This window comes from Streptomyces sp. Alt3 (genome assembly GCF_030719215.1).
GTDB lineage: Bacteria > Actinomycetota > Actinomycetes > Streptomycetales > Streptomycetaceae > Streptomyces > Streptomyces glycanivorans.
Genome location: NZ_CP120983.1, coordinates 1,341,566 through 1,355,928, shown reverse-complemented (window position 1 = coordinate 1,355,928; position 14,363 = coordinate 1,341,566). Strand labels below are relative to the sequence as shown.

Sequence of the window (14,363 nt, the reverse complement as noted above, 5' to 3'; positions counted from 1 at the left end):
GGACCCGGCGGGCCGCGCCCCGCGCACACCGAAGCGCCGTGCCTCCGACCCATGGGACGGAGGCACGGCGCTCACGGATGTGCGGTCAGCGCAGCTGCTCGTAAGCCGGCAGCGTCAGGAAGTCCGCGTAGTCCTGGTCCAGGGAGACCTGGAGCAGCAGGTCGTGGGCCTGCTGCCACTTGCCGGACTCGAACGCCTCGTCGCCGATCTCCGCGCGGATCGAGGTCAGTTCCTCGGCCGCGACCTTGCGGGCGAGGTCCGCGGTGGCGTGTTCGCCGTTCTCGAAGACCACGTCCGCGTTGATCCACTGCCAGATCTGCGAGCGCGAGATCTCGGCGGTGGCCGCGTCCTCCATCAGGTTGAAGATGGCGACCGCGCCCATGCCCCGCAGCCACGCCTCGATGTAGCGGATGCCGACCGCGACGGCGTTGCGCAGACCGTCGTACGAGGGCTTGGCGTCCAGGGTGTCGATGGCGATCAGGTCACCCGCCGCCACCGTGACGTCCTCGCGCAGGCGGTCCTTCTGGTTCGGCTTGTCCCCGAGGACCGCGTCGAACGAGGCCAGCGCGATCGGCACCAGGTCCGGGTGGGCCACCCAGGAGCCGTCGAAGCCGTCGCCGGCCTCGCGGTCCTTGTCGGCCTTGACCTTCTCGAAGGCGACCTTGTTGACCTCGGCGTCGCGCCGCGAGGGGATGAAGGCCGCCATGCCGCCGATGGCGTGCGCGCCGCGCTTGTGGCAGGTGCGGACCAGGAGTTCGGTGTACGCCCGCATGAACGGGGCGGTCATCGTGACCAGGTTGCGGTCCGGCAGGACGAACTTCGAGCCGCCGTCACGGAAGTTCTTCACGATGGAGAAGAGGTAGTCCCAGCGGCCCGCGTTCAGTCCGGAGGCGTGGTCGCGGAGCTCGTAGAGGATCTCCTCCATCTCGTACGCGGCGGTGATCGTCTCGATCAGGACGGTCGCGCGGACCGTGCCCTGCGGGATGCCGACGTAGTCCTGGGCGAAGACGAAGATGTCGTTCCAGAGGCGGGCCTCCAGGTACGACTCCGTCTTCGGGAGGTAGAAGTACGGGCCCTTGCCGAGGTCGATCAGCCGCTGGGCGTTGTGGAAGAAGTAGAGGCCGAAGTCGACCAGCGCGCCGGGGACCGGGCTGCCGTCGAGCTGGAGGTGGCGCTCGTCCAGGTGCCAGCCGCGCGGGCGCGTGACGACGGTCGCGAGCTCCTCGGCGGGCCTGAGGGCGTACGACTTGCCCGACCTCGGGTCGGTGAAGTCGATGTTCCGGGTGTACGCGTCGATCAGGTTGAGCTGGCCGGTGACGACGTTCTCCCACGTGGGGGCGGACGCGTCCTCGAAGTCGGCGAGCCAGACCTTGGCGCCCGAGTTCAGGGCGTTGACGGTCATCTTGCGGTCGGTCGGACCGGTGATCTCCACCCGGCGGTCGTCCAGCGCGGCCGGGGCCGGGGCGACCTTCCAGGTGTCGTCCACGCGGACCGCTTCCGTCTCCGGCAGGAAGTCCAGCGTGGAGGTACGGGCGATCTCGGCGCGGCGCTCACCACGGCGGGCGAGCAGCTCGTCGCGCCGGGGTGTGAACCGCCGGTGCAGCTCGGCCACGAACGCGAGGGCCGCATCGGTCAGGACCTCGTCCTGCCTCGGCAGGGGCTCGGCATCGACGATGGCCAGCGGGGACGGCGCTGGTGCGGACATGAGCTGTCACTCCTTCAGCGGGTGGTACGGAGGCATCCACGGCCGCCGGGTCGCCCGGGACGGCACGGGGTGCCAGGGCTCCGAGATACGGCCATGGGTGCCGCCGAGGACCGGAAGCGGAACCATGAGCTTCTGATCAGTGGATATTAGTTTCCTCATGGTGGAAGTTCAATGGTTTGTTGATGTCGAGATTCTCCGGGTCGAGGGACGTGCCGTCACGGTGGCGCGGCGTGCCAGGGCCGATACGTTCCGTTCACTCCAGGTGTCTCAGGTCCGCCGCCGTGTCGATGTCGTGTGCCCGCGCCACGTCGGAGCACTCGACGAGCGTGATCGCGTCGCGATGCGCCCTCAGGTAGGCCCGTGCCCCCTGGTCCCCGACCGCGCCCGCCGAGACCTCCTCCCAGTGGTCGGCCCCGAACAGCACGGGGTGCCCGCGCTCCCCGTCGTACGCGGCGGCGGCCAGATCCGCCCGGGAGCGATACGCAGAGCGGACCCGGGCCACCGCCTCCGCACCGATGCCCGGCTGGTCGACCAGGAGGACGAGTGCGGCGTCCGCGTCCGAACCGGAGAGGGAGGCCAGTCCCGCCCGGAGCGAGGAGCCCATGCCCTCCTCCCACGACGGATTCACCGTCACCATGCACGCGGAGAGGTCCGCCAGATCGCGCACCTCCTCGGCAGCCGCGCCCAGGACGACATGGACGGGGCCGCACCCGCCGTTGCGCAGCGCGCGCACCGCGTGCTCGACGAGGGGGCGGCCACGGTGTTCCAGCAGGGCCTTCGGCCGCCCGCCGAGGCGACGGCCGCCACCCGCGGCGAGCAGCACGCCGGCGACCACGGGGATCCGTTGTGTGTGAACCATGTGCCCTGGATACCACTGCGTCTTCCGTACCGGCGGATTGATCGTCACCCCTCAGGGGTACCCTCGTTCCTTGTCCGCACAGTGGCGCACGCCACCTCTGACGGCGCTGATTCGCGGACGTTCCCGAGCACTTGACCACTGCCCGGGGCCAGGTCGACACCGGCACGACGGCGTGCGTAGGGGGAGTGCTTTGTTGCGAAGTGTGGGGCAGGAGCGGTTGACCGGAAGCGGCGAGGACCCGAGGGTGACGGAGCTGCGTGCGGCCGTCTCACGGCTGCGCCGCGAACTCGCCGGACATCCCGCGGAGTTCCCGGACCGGGGGATCGCCGAGGACGAGCTGGCGGCCCTGGACGCCATGGCGGCCGGCGGGCGGCCCGAGAGCCCCCGGCTGCGCCGTTCGCTGCTGCTTGTCGCGGGGGCGATCGGCTCGGTCAGTGCACTGTCGTCCGGCCTGCGGGACGTGCGGAGCGCCGTGGACCTCTTCGGGGAGCCTCCGCGCCACCCGTGAGTTCAGCGGCGGATCAGCCTGCGCGCGGTGGCGGCGGCGACCGCCGAGGTGCGTGAGTCGACGCCCAGCTTGGCGTAGATGTGCACCAGATGGGATTTCACCGTCGCCTGGCTCAGGAACAGCCGCTTGCTGATCTGCTGGTTCGACAGGCCCTCGCCGACCAGTTGGAGGACCTCCAGCTCGCGTCCGGTCAGGGCCTGGGCGGGCGTGCGCATCCGGTCCATCAGGCGGTGGGCGACCGCCGGGGCGAGCGCGGAGCGGCCGGCTGCGGCCGTGCGTACGGCCGCTGCCAGCTCGTTCGGAGGGGCGTCCTTGAGCAGGTAGCCGCCGGCCCCCGCCTCGACGGCGGCCAGGATGTCCGCGTCCGACTCGTACGTGGTGAGGATCAGGACGCGGGGTGCGTCCGTCGCCGCAGTGATTGCCGCGGTGGCCTCCGATCCGTGCATCCCGTCGCCGAACTGCAGGTCCATCAGGACGACGTCGAAGGCGCCGGTGGCGGCGAGGGCGACGGCCCGCTCGGCGGTGGCCGCCTCGGCGACGATCTCGAAGTCCGGTTCGGCGTCGAGGACGGCCCGCAGGCCCGCCCGGACCACCGGGTGGTCGTCGGCCAGCAGCAGCCTGATCGGGCCGGTCATGCGGCGGCCTCCTTTCCCCCGAAGAACTTCCCGCCGGTCTCTCCCGCTACGGAAGGTTCTTCCCAGGCGGCGCGCCTGTCCGCAGCGGCTGGGAGCGGGAGGGTGGCCGCCAGTGCGGTGCCCTGCCCCGGCGCCGTCTCCACGCTCAGCGTGCCGCCCAGGGAACGTGCCCGCGAGCGCATGGCGGGCAGGCCGAAGCCCCCGCTCCCCGAGCTCCGCCGGCTCCCGCCCGAGGACTCCGGGTCGAAGCCGCGCCCGTCGTCCACGACGTCCAGGGACACCGACGTCCCCATGAAGCTGAGGGTGATCTCCGCCCGCCGCGCGCCCGAGTGCCGTACCGCGTTGGCCAGCGCGGACTGTGCGGTACGGAGCAACGCCACCTCGTACGGGGTGGGCAGCGCCACCGGCGTACCGCTGACCGCGAACCGCACGGTGAGTTCCTGCGTCGAGGTGCGGGAGGCCAGCCGGGACAGCGCCGCCGCCAGCGAGCCGTGCTCCAGGTCCGGCGGGCTCAGCGCCCTCACGAAGCGGCGGGCCTCGGCCAGGTTGTCCTGGGCGGTCCCACGGGCCCGGCGCACGTGTGCGGTGGCCGGCGCGTCCGCCGGGAGGGTGCGCTCGGCGGCCCGCAGCAGCAGCTGGATGCTGGACAGGCCCTGCGCGAGGGTGTCGTGGATCTCGCGGGCCAGCCGCTCCCGCTCGGCCAGGGTGCCCGCCGCGCGTTCCGCCTCGGCCAGCTCCGCCCGGGTGGAGACCAGCTCCTCGATGAGCTCACGACGCCGCTCGCTCTCGCGGTACAGCGCGTCGTAGCCGAGTACGGTCGCGACGGCGACCGCCGCCCCGAGCGGCGGACCGATGAAGGTGCCCGGGTTGACCGCCTGGTTGTGGAGGACGAAGCAGGCGATGGCGGCGGCGGCGGTGACCACCACTGCAGGCACTCCCCGTCGCACCGGGAGCAGGTGCAGTTGCAGGAAGTACAGCGGGAAGGCCACCCACAGGGCGTCCGGCGACAGGACGAGCAGGGCCAGCCACACCGCGCCCAGCGCGGCGAGCCAGACGGCGGCGGCCCGGGTGTGCGGCTGCACGTACGGGGCCAGGGCGCCCGCACCGTACAGCGCGGCCATCACCCCGGCCAGGACGACGACCGCGGTGCCGCTCGTGGAGCGGACCGCGGTCAGCGCCAGCAGCCCGACCAGCAGGGCGTGCAGACAGAGCCGCAGTGCGGTGGTGACAGTGGTGTGCGAACGCGAATCCATGGTCCGTCCAGCGTAGAGGCGCCGGGCGCGCCGCAGGTCAACCGAAGGATTGATGTCTCGCCCGTCCCGAGGGCGATGTCCGCCCGGGCCCGGGGGCCGAGCCTGGAGTCATGTTCGTCGCATGGAGAGATCTCCGGTTCGCAAAGGGCCGTTTCGCGCTCATGGGCACGGTCGTGGTGCTGATCACGCTGCTCGTGGGCCTGTTGTCCGGCCTGACGGCCGGCTTGGCCAGGGAGAACACCTCGGCCGTCACGGGGCTTGACGCCGAACGCCTCGCGTTCGCCGCCCCGCCGGACGGCCGGTCGGTGTCGTTCACGGAATCGGCCGTCGAGGAGAGCGCCTGGCGCACCTGGGCCGCGCCCGGTGTCACAGCCGCCGAGCCCCTCGGCATCCGGACGCTGGACGCCGCCACCGCCGACGGGCGCCGCACGGCCGCGGTCTCGGCGTTCGGTGTCCGCCCGGACGGCGGGCTGGCGCCCGGGACGGTGGCGGCGGGCCGCGTGGTGCTCTCCCGGCAGGCCGCCGACGGCCTCGGTGCCGGTCCCGGGGACACCCTGCGGCTGGGCGGCTCGGAGGTGACCGTCGGCGCGGTCTCGGGCGACGCCTCGTACAGCCACACCCCGGTGGTGTGGACCTCGCTCGACGACTGGCAGAACCTCGGCGGGAACGGGAACGGGGAAGAAGGCGATGGGCAGGGCAGTCCGGTCGGGCAGCGGGCCACGGTGATCGCGCTGACGGCCCACGGCGCCGACCTCGCGGCCGGTGACGAGGCGGCCGGTACCCGCACCCTGACCCTGGACGAATCGCTCACCGCGATCGGCTCCTACCAGGCGGAGAACGGCTCGCTCCAGCTGATGCGGGGCTTCCTCCTCGCCATCTCCGCCCTGGTCGTCGGGGCCTTCTTCACCGTCTGGACCATCCAGCGCAGCGCCGACGTCGCCGTGCTCAAGGCGCTGGGCGCCTCCACCCCGTACCTGCTGCGGGACGCGCTCGGGCAGGCCGTCGTGATGCTGGCGGCCGGCACCGGCATCGGCACCGCGCTCGCCGCGGGCATCGGTGCGCTCGTCGGCGGCGGGGACGGCGCCGTGCCGTTCGTCCTCGACGCGTCCACCGTCCTCGTGCCGGCCGCCGTCATGATCGTCCTCGGCGCGCTCGGAGCCGCCCTGTCCATCAGGCGGATCACCGCTGTCGACCCCCTCATCGCACTCGGGAGCGCCCGATGACACTCACCCTCACCGACGTCACCCTCACCTACCCCGACGGCGACACCCGGCTGACCGCTCTGGACCGGGTCTCCCTGCACGTGGCCGCGGGCACACTCACCGCGGTCGTCGGGCCCTCGGGTTCCGGCAAGTCCAGCCTGCTCGCCGTCGCGGCCACGCTGGTCACCCCGGACCGGGGGAAGGTCGTCGTCGCGGGGACGGACACCACCGGGCTCGGCCGGGCGGAGAAGGCGGCCCTGCGCCGGGATCGCGTCGGCATCGTCTTCCAGCAGCCGAACCTGCTGCCGTCGCTCACCGCCGCGGAGCAGGTACTGGTGATGAAGCACCTGTCCGGAGGGCCTGGCACGTGCCGCCCTGGCCAGGGCCCGGGAACTCCTGGACGCGGTCGGTCTGGCCGACGAGGCCGACCGCAGGCCGCACGAGCTCTCCGGTGGTCAGCGTCAGCGGGTCAACATCGCACGGGCTCTGATGAACGAGCCCGCGGTGCTGCTCGTCGACGAACCCACCAGCGCGCTCGACCATGAACGGGGCGCCGCGGTCCTGGACCTGCTGGCCGGACTGACCCGCGAACGGTCGACGGCCACGGTCCTGGTCACACACGACCGGGCGCACCTCGGCCTGGTGGACGGGACGGTGACGATGCGGGACGGCCGGCTGACGGCCCCCGCCCCGGCCTGAACACATCCTGCCGGGCCTCGTCCGGGCCCGGTGTGTCCGCCCTCGGCCTCAGGCAGCCGGCCCGCTGCTGGCCAGGGCCACGGAGAGCTCCTTCGCGACCTCCTGGAGGATCGGCACGATCCGCTCGGTCGCGGTCTCCGTGACCCGGCCCGCGGGCCCGGAGATGGAGATGGCGGCCGAGGTGGGGGAGTCGGGCACCGACACCGCGAGGCAGCGGACGCCGATCTCCTGCTCGTTGTCGTCGACCGCGTAGCCCGCCCTGCGCACCTGTTCCAGCGCGTCGAGGAAACCGTCCGGCGTGGTGATCGTCTTCTCGGTGGCGGCCGGCATGCCCGTGCGGGCCAGCAGCGCGCGTACCTCGTCCGCCGGGGTGTGCGCGAGGAGCGCCTTGCCGACACCGGTGGAGTGGGGGAGCACCCGTCGGCCGACCTCGGTGAACATCCGCATCGAGTGCTTCGACGGCACCTGGGCGACGTAGACGATCTCGTCCCCGTCGAGCAGTGCCATGTTCGCCGTCTCACCGGTCTCCTCGACCAGGCGCTGGAGGTACGGCCGTGCCCAGGTCCCCAGCAGCCGGGACGCGGACTCGCCGAGACGGATCAGCCGGGGACCCAGCGCATAACGCCGGTTGGGCTGCTGGCGCACGTAGCCGCACACGACCAGGGTGCGCATCAGACGGTGGATGGTGGGGAGCGGGAGTCCGCTGCTCGCGGAGAGTTCGCTGAGCCCGACCTCGCCCCCGGCGTCCGCCATGCGCTCCAACAGGTCGAAGGCGCGCTCCAGGGACTGCACGCCGCCGCTGGGACCGGCGGGCTTGGAGTCGGATGTGCTGGCGTGAGACGGCGGCACGTCAACGGTCCTTTCGAAGCGGAGGCAAGGCAGCAGCCTACCGGGCTGTTCCCGATCGGCCCACTGCTCCCGGTGCGGCGTCCTTGCCGGTCAGGACCTGTTTTGTCCTGGTGTCGGCGATCCGGCCCGTGTTCGGCCCGAAGCGCGGCGATGCCGCTCCTGGCCCATTCTACGTTCCGTCTGGCGAAAATGAACTTTTACTTTGTGGAAATCTCCAAGCGGCATGGTTCATGGTCCACTGGTCGTCACACGGTGGAGGCGAGGTCTTGACGGGCCGCTTTCCCGAGTGAAGACTCCTTCAACAAATCGTTGAATCCGAGTGAAGGAGCACAGGTGCCCGGTGTGGACGTGAAGCTGGTACTCCGCTCGACGCGCGTCGTCACCCCCGAGGGAACCCGCGCCGCGGCGGTCCTCGTCGCCGGCGGGAAGATCGAGGCGGTCCTGCCGTACGACGCCGAGGTGCCGGCCGGCGCCCGCGTCGAGGACTTCGGCGACGACGTCCTGATGCCGGGGCTCGTCGACACCCATGTCCATGTGAACGACCCCGGCCGCACCGATTGGGAGGGCTTCTGGACCGCCACCCGGGCGGCGGCCGCGGGCGGCATCACCACGCTCCTCGACATGCCGCTGAACTCCCTCCCGCCGACCACGACGGTCGAGAACCTGCGCGTCAAGCAGCAGGTGGCCGCGCCCAAGGCGCACATCGACACCGGCTTCTGGGGCGGTGCGATCCCGTCCAACACGAAGGATCTGCGCCCGCTGTACGAGTCCGGGGTGTTCGGCTTCAAATGCTTCCTCTCGCCCTCCGGCGTCGAGGAGTTCCCCGAGCTCGACCAGGAGCAACTGGCCCGGTCCATGGCGGAGATCGCCGGATTCGGCGGACTGCTGATCGTGCACGCCGAGGATCCGCACCACCTGGCCGAAGCGCCGCAGAGGAGCGGGGAGAAGTACGCCGACTTCCTGGCGTCCCGCCCGCGTGACGCCGAGAACGCCGCGATCGAGGGCCTCATCGCCCAGGCCCGGCGTCTGGACGCCCGCGTACACGTCCTTCACCTCTCCTCCAGCGACGCGCTGCCGCAGATCGCCGCCGCCAAGCGGGAGGGGGTGCGTGTGAGTGTCGAGTCGTGCCCGCACTTCCTCACCCTGACCGCCGAGGAGGTCCCGGACGGGGCGACGGAGTTCAAGTGCTGTCCGCCGATCCGTGAGGCCGTCAACCAGGACGCACTCTGGGCGGGGCTCGCCGACGGCACGATCGACTGCATCGTCTCCGACCACTCGCCCTGCACCACGGACCTCAAGACCCCCGACTTCGCCTCCGCGTGGGGCGGTATCTCCTCCCTCCAGCTCGGGCTGCCCGCGATCTGGACCGAGGCCCGCCGACGCGGTCACACCCTCGACGACGTGGCCCGCTGGATGTCGGCGGCCCCGGCAGCCCTCGCCGGACTGACCCGCAAGGGCGCCGTCGAGGCCGGACGGGACGCGGACTTCGCGGTCCTCGCCCCCGAGGAGACCTTCACCGTCGATCCGGCCGGACTCTTCCACCGCAACCAGGTCACCGCCTACGCGGGCAGGACGCTGCACGGCGTCGTCAGGTCCACCTGGCTGCGCGGCAAGCGGATCGCGGCCGACGGCGTACTCGCCGAACCCACCGGCCGTCTCCTCGAGAGGAACCACTGACCATGACGGCGACACCGCACTTCACCGGCGACGCGAGCCCGTACGGGGGAGGCGACCCGTACGCCGACTACCGCACCGCCGACTTCCCCTTCACCCACCTCGTCGACCTCGCCGACCGGCGTCTCGGTGCGGGGGTCATCGCCGCCAACGACGAGTTCTTCGCCGAGCGCGAGAACCTTCTGAAGCCGGAGCCCGCCGAGTTCGACCCCGAGCGCTTCGGGCACAAGGGCAAGATCATGGACGGCTGGGAGACCCGCCGCCGGCGCGGTACCGGCGCCGCCGACCCGCACCCCACCGACGAGGACCACGACTGGGCGCTCGTGCGCCTCGGTGCTCCCGGCGTGGTGCGCGGGCTGATAGTCGACACCGCGCACTTCCGCGGCAACTACCCGCAGTCGGTCTCCGTCGAGGCGACCTCGCTGCCCGGCTCCCCGTCCCCCGAGGACCTCCTCGCGCCCGACGTGAAGTGGACAACCCTCGTCCCGCGCACGGCAGTCGGCGGCCACGCGGCCAACGGCTTCGCCGTCGACGCGGGGCAGCGCTTCACCCACCTGCGGGTCAACCAGCACCCAGACGGGGGCATCGCCCGGCTGCGCGTCCACGGCGAGGTGGCACCCGACCCCGGGTGGCTGGCCGCCCTCGGTACGTTCGACCTGGCCGCCCTGGAGAACGGCGGCGAGGTCGAGGACGCGTCCGACCGCTTCTACTCGCCGGCCACCAACACCATCGCACCGGGCAGGTCCCGCAAGATGGACGACGGCTGGGAGACCCGCCGCCGGCGGGACAAGGGCAACGACTGGATCCGGTACCGGCTGGCGGACCGGTCGGAGATCCGGGCCGTCGAGATCGACACCGCCTACCTCAAGGGCAACGCGGCGGGCTGGGCGGCGATTTCGGTCCGTGACGGCGAAGGCGCCGAGTGGGCGGACCTCCTGCCCCGGACCCGTCTCCAGCCCGACACGAACCACCGCTTCGTCCTGCCGGCACCCGTGCGCGGCACGCACGTCAGGATCGACATCTTCCCGGACGGCGGGATCTCCCGGCTGCGGCTCTTCGGCTCGCTGACCGAGGAAGGGGCGGCGCGGCTGGCCGCACGTCACGAGGCGCTCGGCGGATAGCCCCGCACACCGCGCGCAGTCCGGGTGGGTGTGCCGGTTCCTGTCCGGCCTGGGGGGATATGGGACCCTGGTCGGGACGTCGTCGTCCCGACCAGGAGTCGCCATGATCTTCATCGCCGTCAGGTTCACCGTGCGCAGCGCCGAGCGTGACAACTGGCTCCCGGCCGTCGAGGAGTTCACCCTGGCCACCCGTCAGGAGCCGGGCAACCTCTTCTTCGACTGGTCCTACAGCGTCGAGAATCCCGACCAGTTCGTCCTGCTGGAGGCGTTCGCCTCGCAGGAGGCCGGCGTGGCGCATGTGAACTCCGAGCACTTCAAGGCCGCGATCGACACCATGTCGGAGCTCGTCAGCGAGGTCCCGGAGATCATCAACGTCGAGGTGCCCGGGGACGACTGGTCCCGGATGTCGGAGGTCACCCCGCGCAACCGGTGACCACCGTGGCTCCGCCGGGTGACGGCCACGGTCCGCACGGACCGGTGGCCGCAGCTGCCCCGCACGGACCCGTGACCGTGGCCGCCCCGCGTGACCGGTGACCGTACCGGCCGCCCCGCGTGACCGGTGCCCCTCCACCGTCAGAACTCCTCGTGCGTCTCGGGGTCCCCGCCGAAGCGGTGCGTCGGCCGGGCCCCGATCCGGTCCAGCTCCTGCTGCGTCAGCTCGAAGCCGAAGAGGTCCAGGTTCTCCCGCTGCCGCCCGGGATCGGCGGACTTCGGGATCGGCACAGCCCCCAGCTGCGTGTGCCAGCGCAGCACGACCTGGCCCGGCGTCACGCCGTGCGCCTCGGCCGCCGCGACCACCTCCGGTGCCTGGAGGACCTGACGTCCCCTGGCCAGCGGACTCCAGCTCTCCGTGACGATGCCCTTGGCGGTGTGCACCGCCCGCAGCTCCTCCTGAGGCAGCAGCGGATGCATCTCGATCTGGTTCACCACGGGCAGCACCCCCGTCTCCCGCTCCAGCCGGTCCAGGTGCCCGGCCGTGAAGTTGGAGACGCCGATGGCCCGTACGAGGCCGTCCTCACGGAGCTTGATCATCGCCCTCCAGGTGTCGACGTACTTGTCCACCCGGGGCAGCGGCCAGTGGATGAGGTAGAGGTCGACGTACTCCAGCCCCAGGTTCCCCCGCGACACCTCGAAGGACGCCAGAGTCTCCTCGTAGCCGTGGTGGCGGCCGGGCACCTTGGTCGTGACGAAGAGCTCCTGCCGCGGCACCCCGGAGCGGGCGATCCCGCGGCCGGTGCCGGTCTCGTTCCCGTAGTTCAGCGCGGTGTCCACGAGCCGGTAGCCGAGCTGCAGCGCTCCGGCGACGGCCTTCTCCGCCGCCTCGTCGTCGAGCGGCCAGGTGCCGAGGCCGACCGCGGGGATGGTGCTGCCGTCGTGGAGGTTGCGGACCGGGGGCGGTGTCTGGCTCATGGTCTCCCATTTCGTTCGCGTGCGGTCCCCGCCAGCGTAGGACGGGCCGACGGGTGGGGGCGGGGCGGCGCGGCGGCGGGTCCTGCCGGGCGGACCGATGGATTCCACCGGAAGGTGGGGTCGGAACAGGTGGAAGCACACGACTGCCGGGGCCCGCGCCCCCCACGGCGTCGAGGCGGAAGGAGCAGGACCATGGCGAAGCTGACCCTCACCACGTTCGTGTCGCTCGACGGAGTGATGCAGGGCCCCGGGGGCCCGGACGAGGACACCACCGGCGGGTTCGAGTACGGCGGCTGGACGGTGCCCTTCGCCGACGAAGGCATGGGGGCCTTCGTCAGCGAGGTCTTCGACCGCTCGGGTGCCTATCTCCTCGGACGGCGTACGTATGACATCTTCTCGTCCTACTGGCCCTTGGTCACCGACCCGCAGGACCCCATCGCCGCCCGTCTGAACACCCTGCCCAAGCACGTCGTCTCCCGCACACTGACCGACCCGGAGTGGGAGAACACCACGGTCGTCGCGGGTGACGTACCGGCCGAGGTCGCGCGGCTGAAGGAGCGGACGGCGGAAGGGGAGCTACAGATCCACGGCAGCGGCACGCTGGCGCAGTCCCTCCTGGCGCACGACCTGATCGACGAGGTCAACCTGATCGTCCACCCCGTCTACCTGGGCGGGGGCAGGCGCCTCTTCGCGGACGGCGGGCAGCCGACGGCCTTCGAGCTGACCGGTGCCCGGACCACCGGGAGCGGCATCGCGATCCACACCTACCGGCCTGCGGGGCGTGCGCGGTTCGGGACTTTCGAGCCCCAGGGATGACCGGAGCGGTCCGCCCCTGAGGTCACCGCACCCCCCGCGGTGTCCGGCAGGCGGGGCGCCCCATGGGCGTCAGTCGCCGTGACGGGCGCGGTCCACGACGCGGACGTCGCCGGGACGGGCGCGGTCCACGGCGCGGACGGACTCCAGGGCGGCGGCGCGGACGGACTCCAGGGCGGCGGCGCGGTCGAGCCGGACGATGTCCATGAATGCCTCTCAGTCCCAGGGTTCCGCGCCGGTCAGGATCCGCTCGGTGTACGCCCACACCGGGTCCAGCAGGTGGCCGGCCGCGGATTCGCTACGGGCGCCCGGCCCGGAGAGCGCGGCCGGCGTCGTCTCGCGCGGGAGCGACCGCATCACTCCCCGCCCCCGGAACGCTCTGACGACGCGTGTGTGGTCCGGCCGGGCGACGAACCGCATCAGGGATGCCTGATCGGTCCAGACGGTGACCGATCCCGACCGGTCGAGCCGGGGGCCGGTGTCCATCCAGAGCCGGACGGCGACCGCCCCGGGCGTCAGAGGCCAGCTGCGGCGCAGCCGGAAGCCCTCGGCTGCGACGGCGGGTGTGCCCCACGGACGGTGTGTGACGAATTGGGTGACGCTGACGACAACGGCCGAGCCGGGACCGGTGCCGTGCGCGTCCGGACCGAACTTCCAGGACGTCTTCCATATGGCGGGCGGCATGGCGGGGCCTTCCGTCCGGTCGGGCAGGCGAGGTGAACGGACCGGACTCGTGTCCCGGCCTCCCGCCGACCATATAACTAAACGAACGGCCGTGCAGTTATTTGCGATCGGGGATCGCGGGTAGCGAGGAAGGGGCGGTGGCGGCGGCGTGCAGCCGCCCCAGGATGGCCCGCGTGGCCTTGGTGTAGCCGGGGTTGTTGTTGTGCAGCACGGACTCCGCGTTGGCCAGCTCCATGAACGCGATGAGCTCGAAGGCGAGCTGCGAGACGTCCGTGTCCGCGGCGAGCTCGCCCCGTGCCCGGGCCTCCTCGACGGTCTCCTCCACGAAGGTGACCCAGCCCGTCTGTGTGGAGGCCAGCGCGTCGTGCACCTTGCCCTCCCTGGAGTCGAACTCGGCGATGGTCGCGTAGAAGAAGCAGCCGCCGCTGAACACCCGGCGCTGCGAGTAGGAGAGCCAGCTCTCGCACATCCGCCAGACGCGGCCCAGGCCGGGTGGGGCCGCCCTGGTCGGTGTCAGCACGTGTTCGACGAAGACGGCCACGGCGGCGCGCACGGTGGCGAGCTGCAGCTCCTCCTTGGAGCCGAAGAGGGCGAACACGCCGCTCTTGCTCAGCTTCAGCTCAGTGGCCAGCCGGCCGAGCGACAGCCCCTCCAGTCCTTCGGTCGAGGCGACGTGGACCGCGCGCCCCAGGACCAGTTGCCGGGTCTGGTTCCCCCGCTCGACCCGTCCGTCCAGCCGCGCTCCACCCATGTGCCAACTCCGTGTGTCCGAGCGTCCCAGGACCGACATTCTAGGAGGACCAGGCACGGTCGCAGGACCGCTTCGGCCCGGCACGAACCCTGCGAACACCTGGCCGAGTCGCGCTGTGGACGCAGGTTCCCGAAGGGGTTGTCCGTTCGATACGGTGAGCGCTCCCGTGTGAGCCGGCGAGGTCTCCACATCGTTCCCCG

16 protein-coding genes and 1 pseudogene are annotated in these 14,363 nt (G+C 71.8%); 8 read left to right on the top strand and 9 right to left on the bottom strand.

The window, feature by feature from the left end:
• Positions 1-85: 85 nt before the first annotated feature.
• Positions 86-1,705, bottom strand: coding sequence for a malate synthase A (gene aceB, locus P8A20_RS05805; protein ID WP_306103003.1), 1,620 nt, complete (start codon positions 1,703-1,705; stop codon positions 86-88).
• 253 nt (positions 1,706-1,958) lie between these two features.
• Entirely contained in the window at positions 1,959-2,564 is a 606-nt protein-coding gene (locus P8A20_RS05800; RefSeq protein ID WP_147960109.1) for a nucleotidyltransferase family protein, read from the bottom strand.
• A gap of 190 nt (positions 2,565-2,754) precedes the next feature.
• Here P8A20_RS05800 and P8A20_RS05795 point away from each other — a divergent pair, with 190 nt between their 5' ends.
• The gene (locus tag P8A20_RS05795) at positions 2,755-3,072 is read left to right on the top strand and encodes a DUF5955 family protein (protein ID WP_187282160.1); all 318 of its coding nucleotides are present in this window, start codon (positions 2,755-2,757) and stop codon (positions 3,070-3,072) included.
• Positions 3,073-3,074: 2 nt separating this feature from the next.
• Here P8A20_RS05795 and P8A20_RS05790 read toward each other — a convergent pair whose 3' ends face one another.
• Together P8A20_RS05790 and P8A20_RS05785 are read right to left on the bottom strand one after the other, a co-directional pair.
• The gene (locus P8A20_RS05790; RefSeq protein ID WP_147960111.1) at positions 3,075-3,707 is read right to left on the bottom strand and encodes a response regulator; all 633 of its coding nucleotides are present in this window, start codon (positions 3,705-3,707) and stop codon (positions 3,075-3,077) included.
• On the bottom strand, positions 3,704-4,960 hold the full coding sequence (locus P8A20_RS05785) for a sensor histidine kinase (protein WP_147960112.1): 1,257 nt from the start codon (positions 4,958-4,960) through the stop codon (positions 3,704-3,706). Before P8A20_RS05785 ends, P8A20_RS05790 begins: the two co-directional genes overlap by 4 nt.
• Positions 4,961-5,070: 110 nt before the next feature.
• On the opposite strand from P8A20_RS05785, the gene P8A20_RS05780 reads away from it, so the two are divergent.
• The 3 genes and pseudogenes from P8A20_RS05780 (at position 5,071) to P8A20_RS38630 (ending at position 6,861) form a co-directional block, all read left to right on the top strand.
• On the top strand, positions 5,071-6,183 hold the full coding sequence (locus P8A20_RS05780; protein WP_306103002.1) for an ABC transporter permease: 1,113 nt from the start codon (positions 5,071-5,073) through the stop codon (positions 6,181-6,183).
• A pseudogene (locus P8A20_RS05775) lies at positions 6,180-6,633 on the top strand (ATP-binding cassette domain-containing protein); the annotation flags it as partial. The gene P8A20_RS05780 and the pseudogene P8A20_RS05775, both read left to right, overlap by 4 nt.
• Before the next feature lie 18 nt (positions 6,634-6,651).
• Positions 6,652-6,861, top strand: coding sequence for an ATP-binding cassette domain-containing protein (locus tag P8A20_RS38630; RefSeq protein WP_371934446.1), 210 nt, complete (start codon positions 6,652-6,654; stop codon positions 6,859-6,861).
• A gap of 48 nt (positions 6,862-6,909) precedes the next feature.
• Here P8A20_RS38630 and P8A20_RS05770 read toward each other — a convergent pair whose 3' ends face one another.
• A complete protein-coding gene (locus P8A20_RS05770; RefSeq protein WP_147960115.1) occupies positions 6,910-7,710 on the bottom strand; it encodes an IclR family transcriptional regulator in 801 nt (266 codons plus the stop codon).
• 333 nt (positions 7,711-8,043) lie between these two features.
• Between P8A20_RS05770 and allB the strand changes: the two genes are divergently transcribed.
• The 3 genes from allB to P8A20_RS05755 all read left to right on the top strand — a co-directional run bounded on the left by allB (position 8,044) and on the right by P8A20_RS05755 (position 10,938).
• The gene (allB, locus tag P8A20_RS05765) at positions 8,044-9,387 is read left to right on the top strand and encodes an allantoinase AllB (protein ID WP_306103001.1); all 1,344 of its coding nucleotides are present in this window, start codon (positions 8,044-8,046) and stop codon (positions 9,385-9,387) included.
• A gap of 2 nt (positions 9,388-9,389) precedes the next feature.
• Entirely contained in the window at positions 9,390-10,505 is a 1,116-nt protein-coding gene (gene alc, locus P8A20_RS05760; RefSeq protein ID WP_147960116.1) for an allantoicase, read from the top strand.
• 103 nt (positions 10,506-10,608) lie between these two features.
• Positions 10,609-10,938, top strand: a complete 330-nt coding sequence (locus tag P8A20_RS05755) for a putative quinol monooxygenase (protein ID WP_147960117.1) — start codon at positions 10,609-10,611, stop codon at positions 10,936-10,938.
• A gap of 140 nt (positions 10,939-11,078) precedes the next feature.
• On the opposite strand, the gene P8A20_RS05750 is transcribed toward P8A20_RS05755, so the two are convergent.
• On the bottom strand, positions 11,079-11,915 hold the full coding sequence (locus P8A20_RS05750) for an aldo/keto reductase (protein ID WP_306103000.1): 837 nt from the start codon (positions 11,913-11,915) through the stop codon (positions 11,079-11,081).
• A 192-nt stretch (positions 11,916-12,107) separates the two neighbouring features.
• Here P8A20_RS05750 and P8A20_RS05745 point away from each other — a divergent pair, with 192 nt between their 5' ends.
• Positions 12,108-12,731, top strand: a complete 624-nt coding sequence (locus P8A20_RS05745) for a dihydrofolate reductase family protein (RefSeq protein WP_147960119.1) — start codon at positions 12,108-12,110, stop codon at positions 12,729-12,731.
• A 69-nt stretch (positions 12,732-12,800) separates the two neighbouring features.
• Here P8A20_RS05745 and P8A20_RS05740 read toward each other — a convergent pair whose 3' ends face one another.
• The 3 genes from P8A20_RS05740 to P8A20_RS05730 all read right to left on the bottom strand — a co-directional run bounded on the left by P8A20_RS05740 (position 12,801) and on the right by P8A20_RS05730 (position 14,163).
• Positions 12,801-12,935 (bottom strand): hypothetical protein, encoded by a 135-nt coding sequence (locus tag P8A20_RS05740; protein ID WP_261988689.1) that lies wholly within the window; start codon positions 12,933-12,935, stop codon positions 12,801-12,803.
• 9 nt (positions 12,936-12,944) lie between these two features.
• Entirely contained in the window at positions 12,945-13,412 is a 468-nt protein-coding gene (locus P8A20_RS05735; protein ID WP_147960120.1) for a hypothetical protein, read from the bottom strand.
• Positions 13,413-13,509: 97 nt separating this feature from the next.
• Positions 13,510-14,163, bottom strand: coding sequence for a TetR/AcrR family transcriptional regulator (locus P8A20_RS05730; RefSeq protein WP_147960121.1), 654 nt, complete (start codon positions 14,161-14,163; stop codon positions 13,510-13,512).
• Positions 14,164-14,363 lie beyond the last annotated feature (200 nt).

Bases quoted from the DNA above. Each gene is read 5' to 3' on its own strand.
- P8A20_RS05780 (WP_306103002.1), top strand. From the start codon at position 5,071: ATGTTCGTCGCATGGAGAGATCTCCGGTTCGCAAAGGGCCGTTTCGCG.
- P8A20_RS05755 (WP_147960117.1), top strand. From the start codon at position 10,609: ATGATCTTCATCGCCGTCAGGTTCACCGTGCGCAGCGCCGAGCGTGAC.
- P8A20_RS05785 (WP_147960112.1), bottom strand. From the start codon at position 4,960: ATGGATTCGCGTTCGCACACCACTGTCACCACCGCACTGCGGCTCTGT.
- P8A20_RS05740 (WP_261988689.1), bottom strand. From the start codon at position 12,935: ATGGACATCGTCCGGCTCGACCGCGCCGCCGCCCTGGAGTCCGTCCGC.
- P8A20_RS05790 (WP_147960111.1), bottom strand. From the start codon at position 3,707: ATGACCGGCCCGATCAGGCTGCTGCTGGCCGACGACCACCCGGTGGTC.
- P8A20_RS05745 (WP_147960119.1), top strand. From the start codon at position 12,108: ATGGCGAAGCTGACCCTCACCACGTTCGTGTCGCTCGACGGAGTGATG.
- alc (WP_147960116.1), top strand. From the start codon at position 9,390: ATGACGGCGACACCGCACTTCACCGGCGACGCGAGCCCGTACGGGGGA.
- P8A20_RS38630 (WP_371934446.1), top strand. From the start codon at position 6,652: ATGAACGAGCCCGCGGTGCTGCTCGTCGACGAACCCACCAGCGCGCTC.
- P8A20_RS05800 (WP_147960109.1), bottom strand. From the start codon at position 2,564: ATGGTTCACACACAACGGATCCCCGTGGTCGCCGGCGTGCTGCTCGCC.
- aceB (WP_306103003.1), bottom strand. From the start codon at position 1,705: ATGTCCGCACCAGCGCCGTCCCCGCTGGCCATCGTCGATGCCGAGCCC.
- P8A20_RS05750 (WP_306103000.1), bottom strand. From the start codon at position 11,915: ATGAGCCAGACACCGCCCCCGGTCCGCAACCTCCACGACGGCAGCACC.
- P8A20_RS05730 (WP_147960121.1), bottom strand. From the start codon at position 14,163: ATGGGTGGAGCGCGGCTGGACGGACGGGTCGAGCGGGGGAACCAGACC.
- P8A20_RS05735 (WP_147960120.1), bottom strand. From the start codon at position 13,412: ATGCCGCCCGCCATATGGAAGACGTCCTGGAAGTTCGGTCCGGACGCG.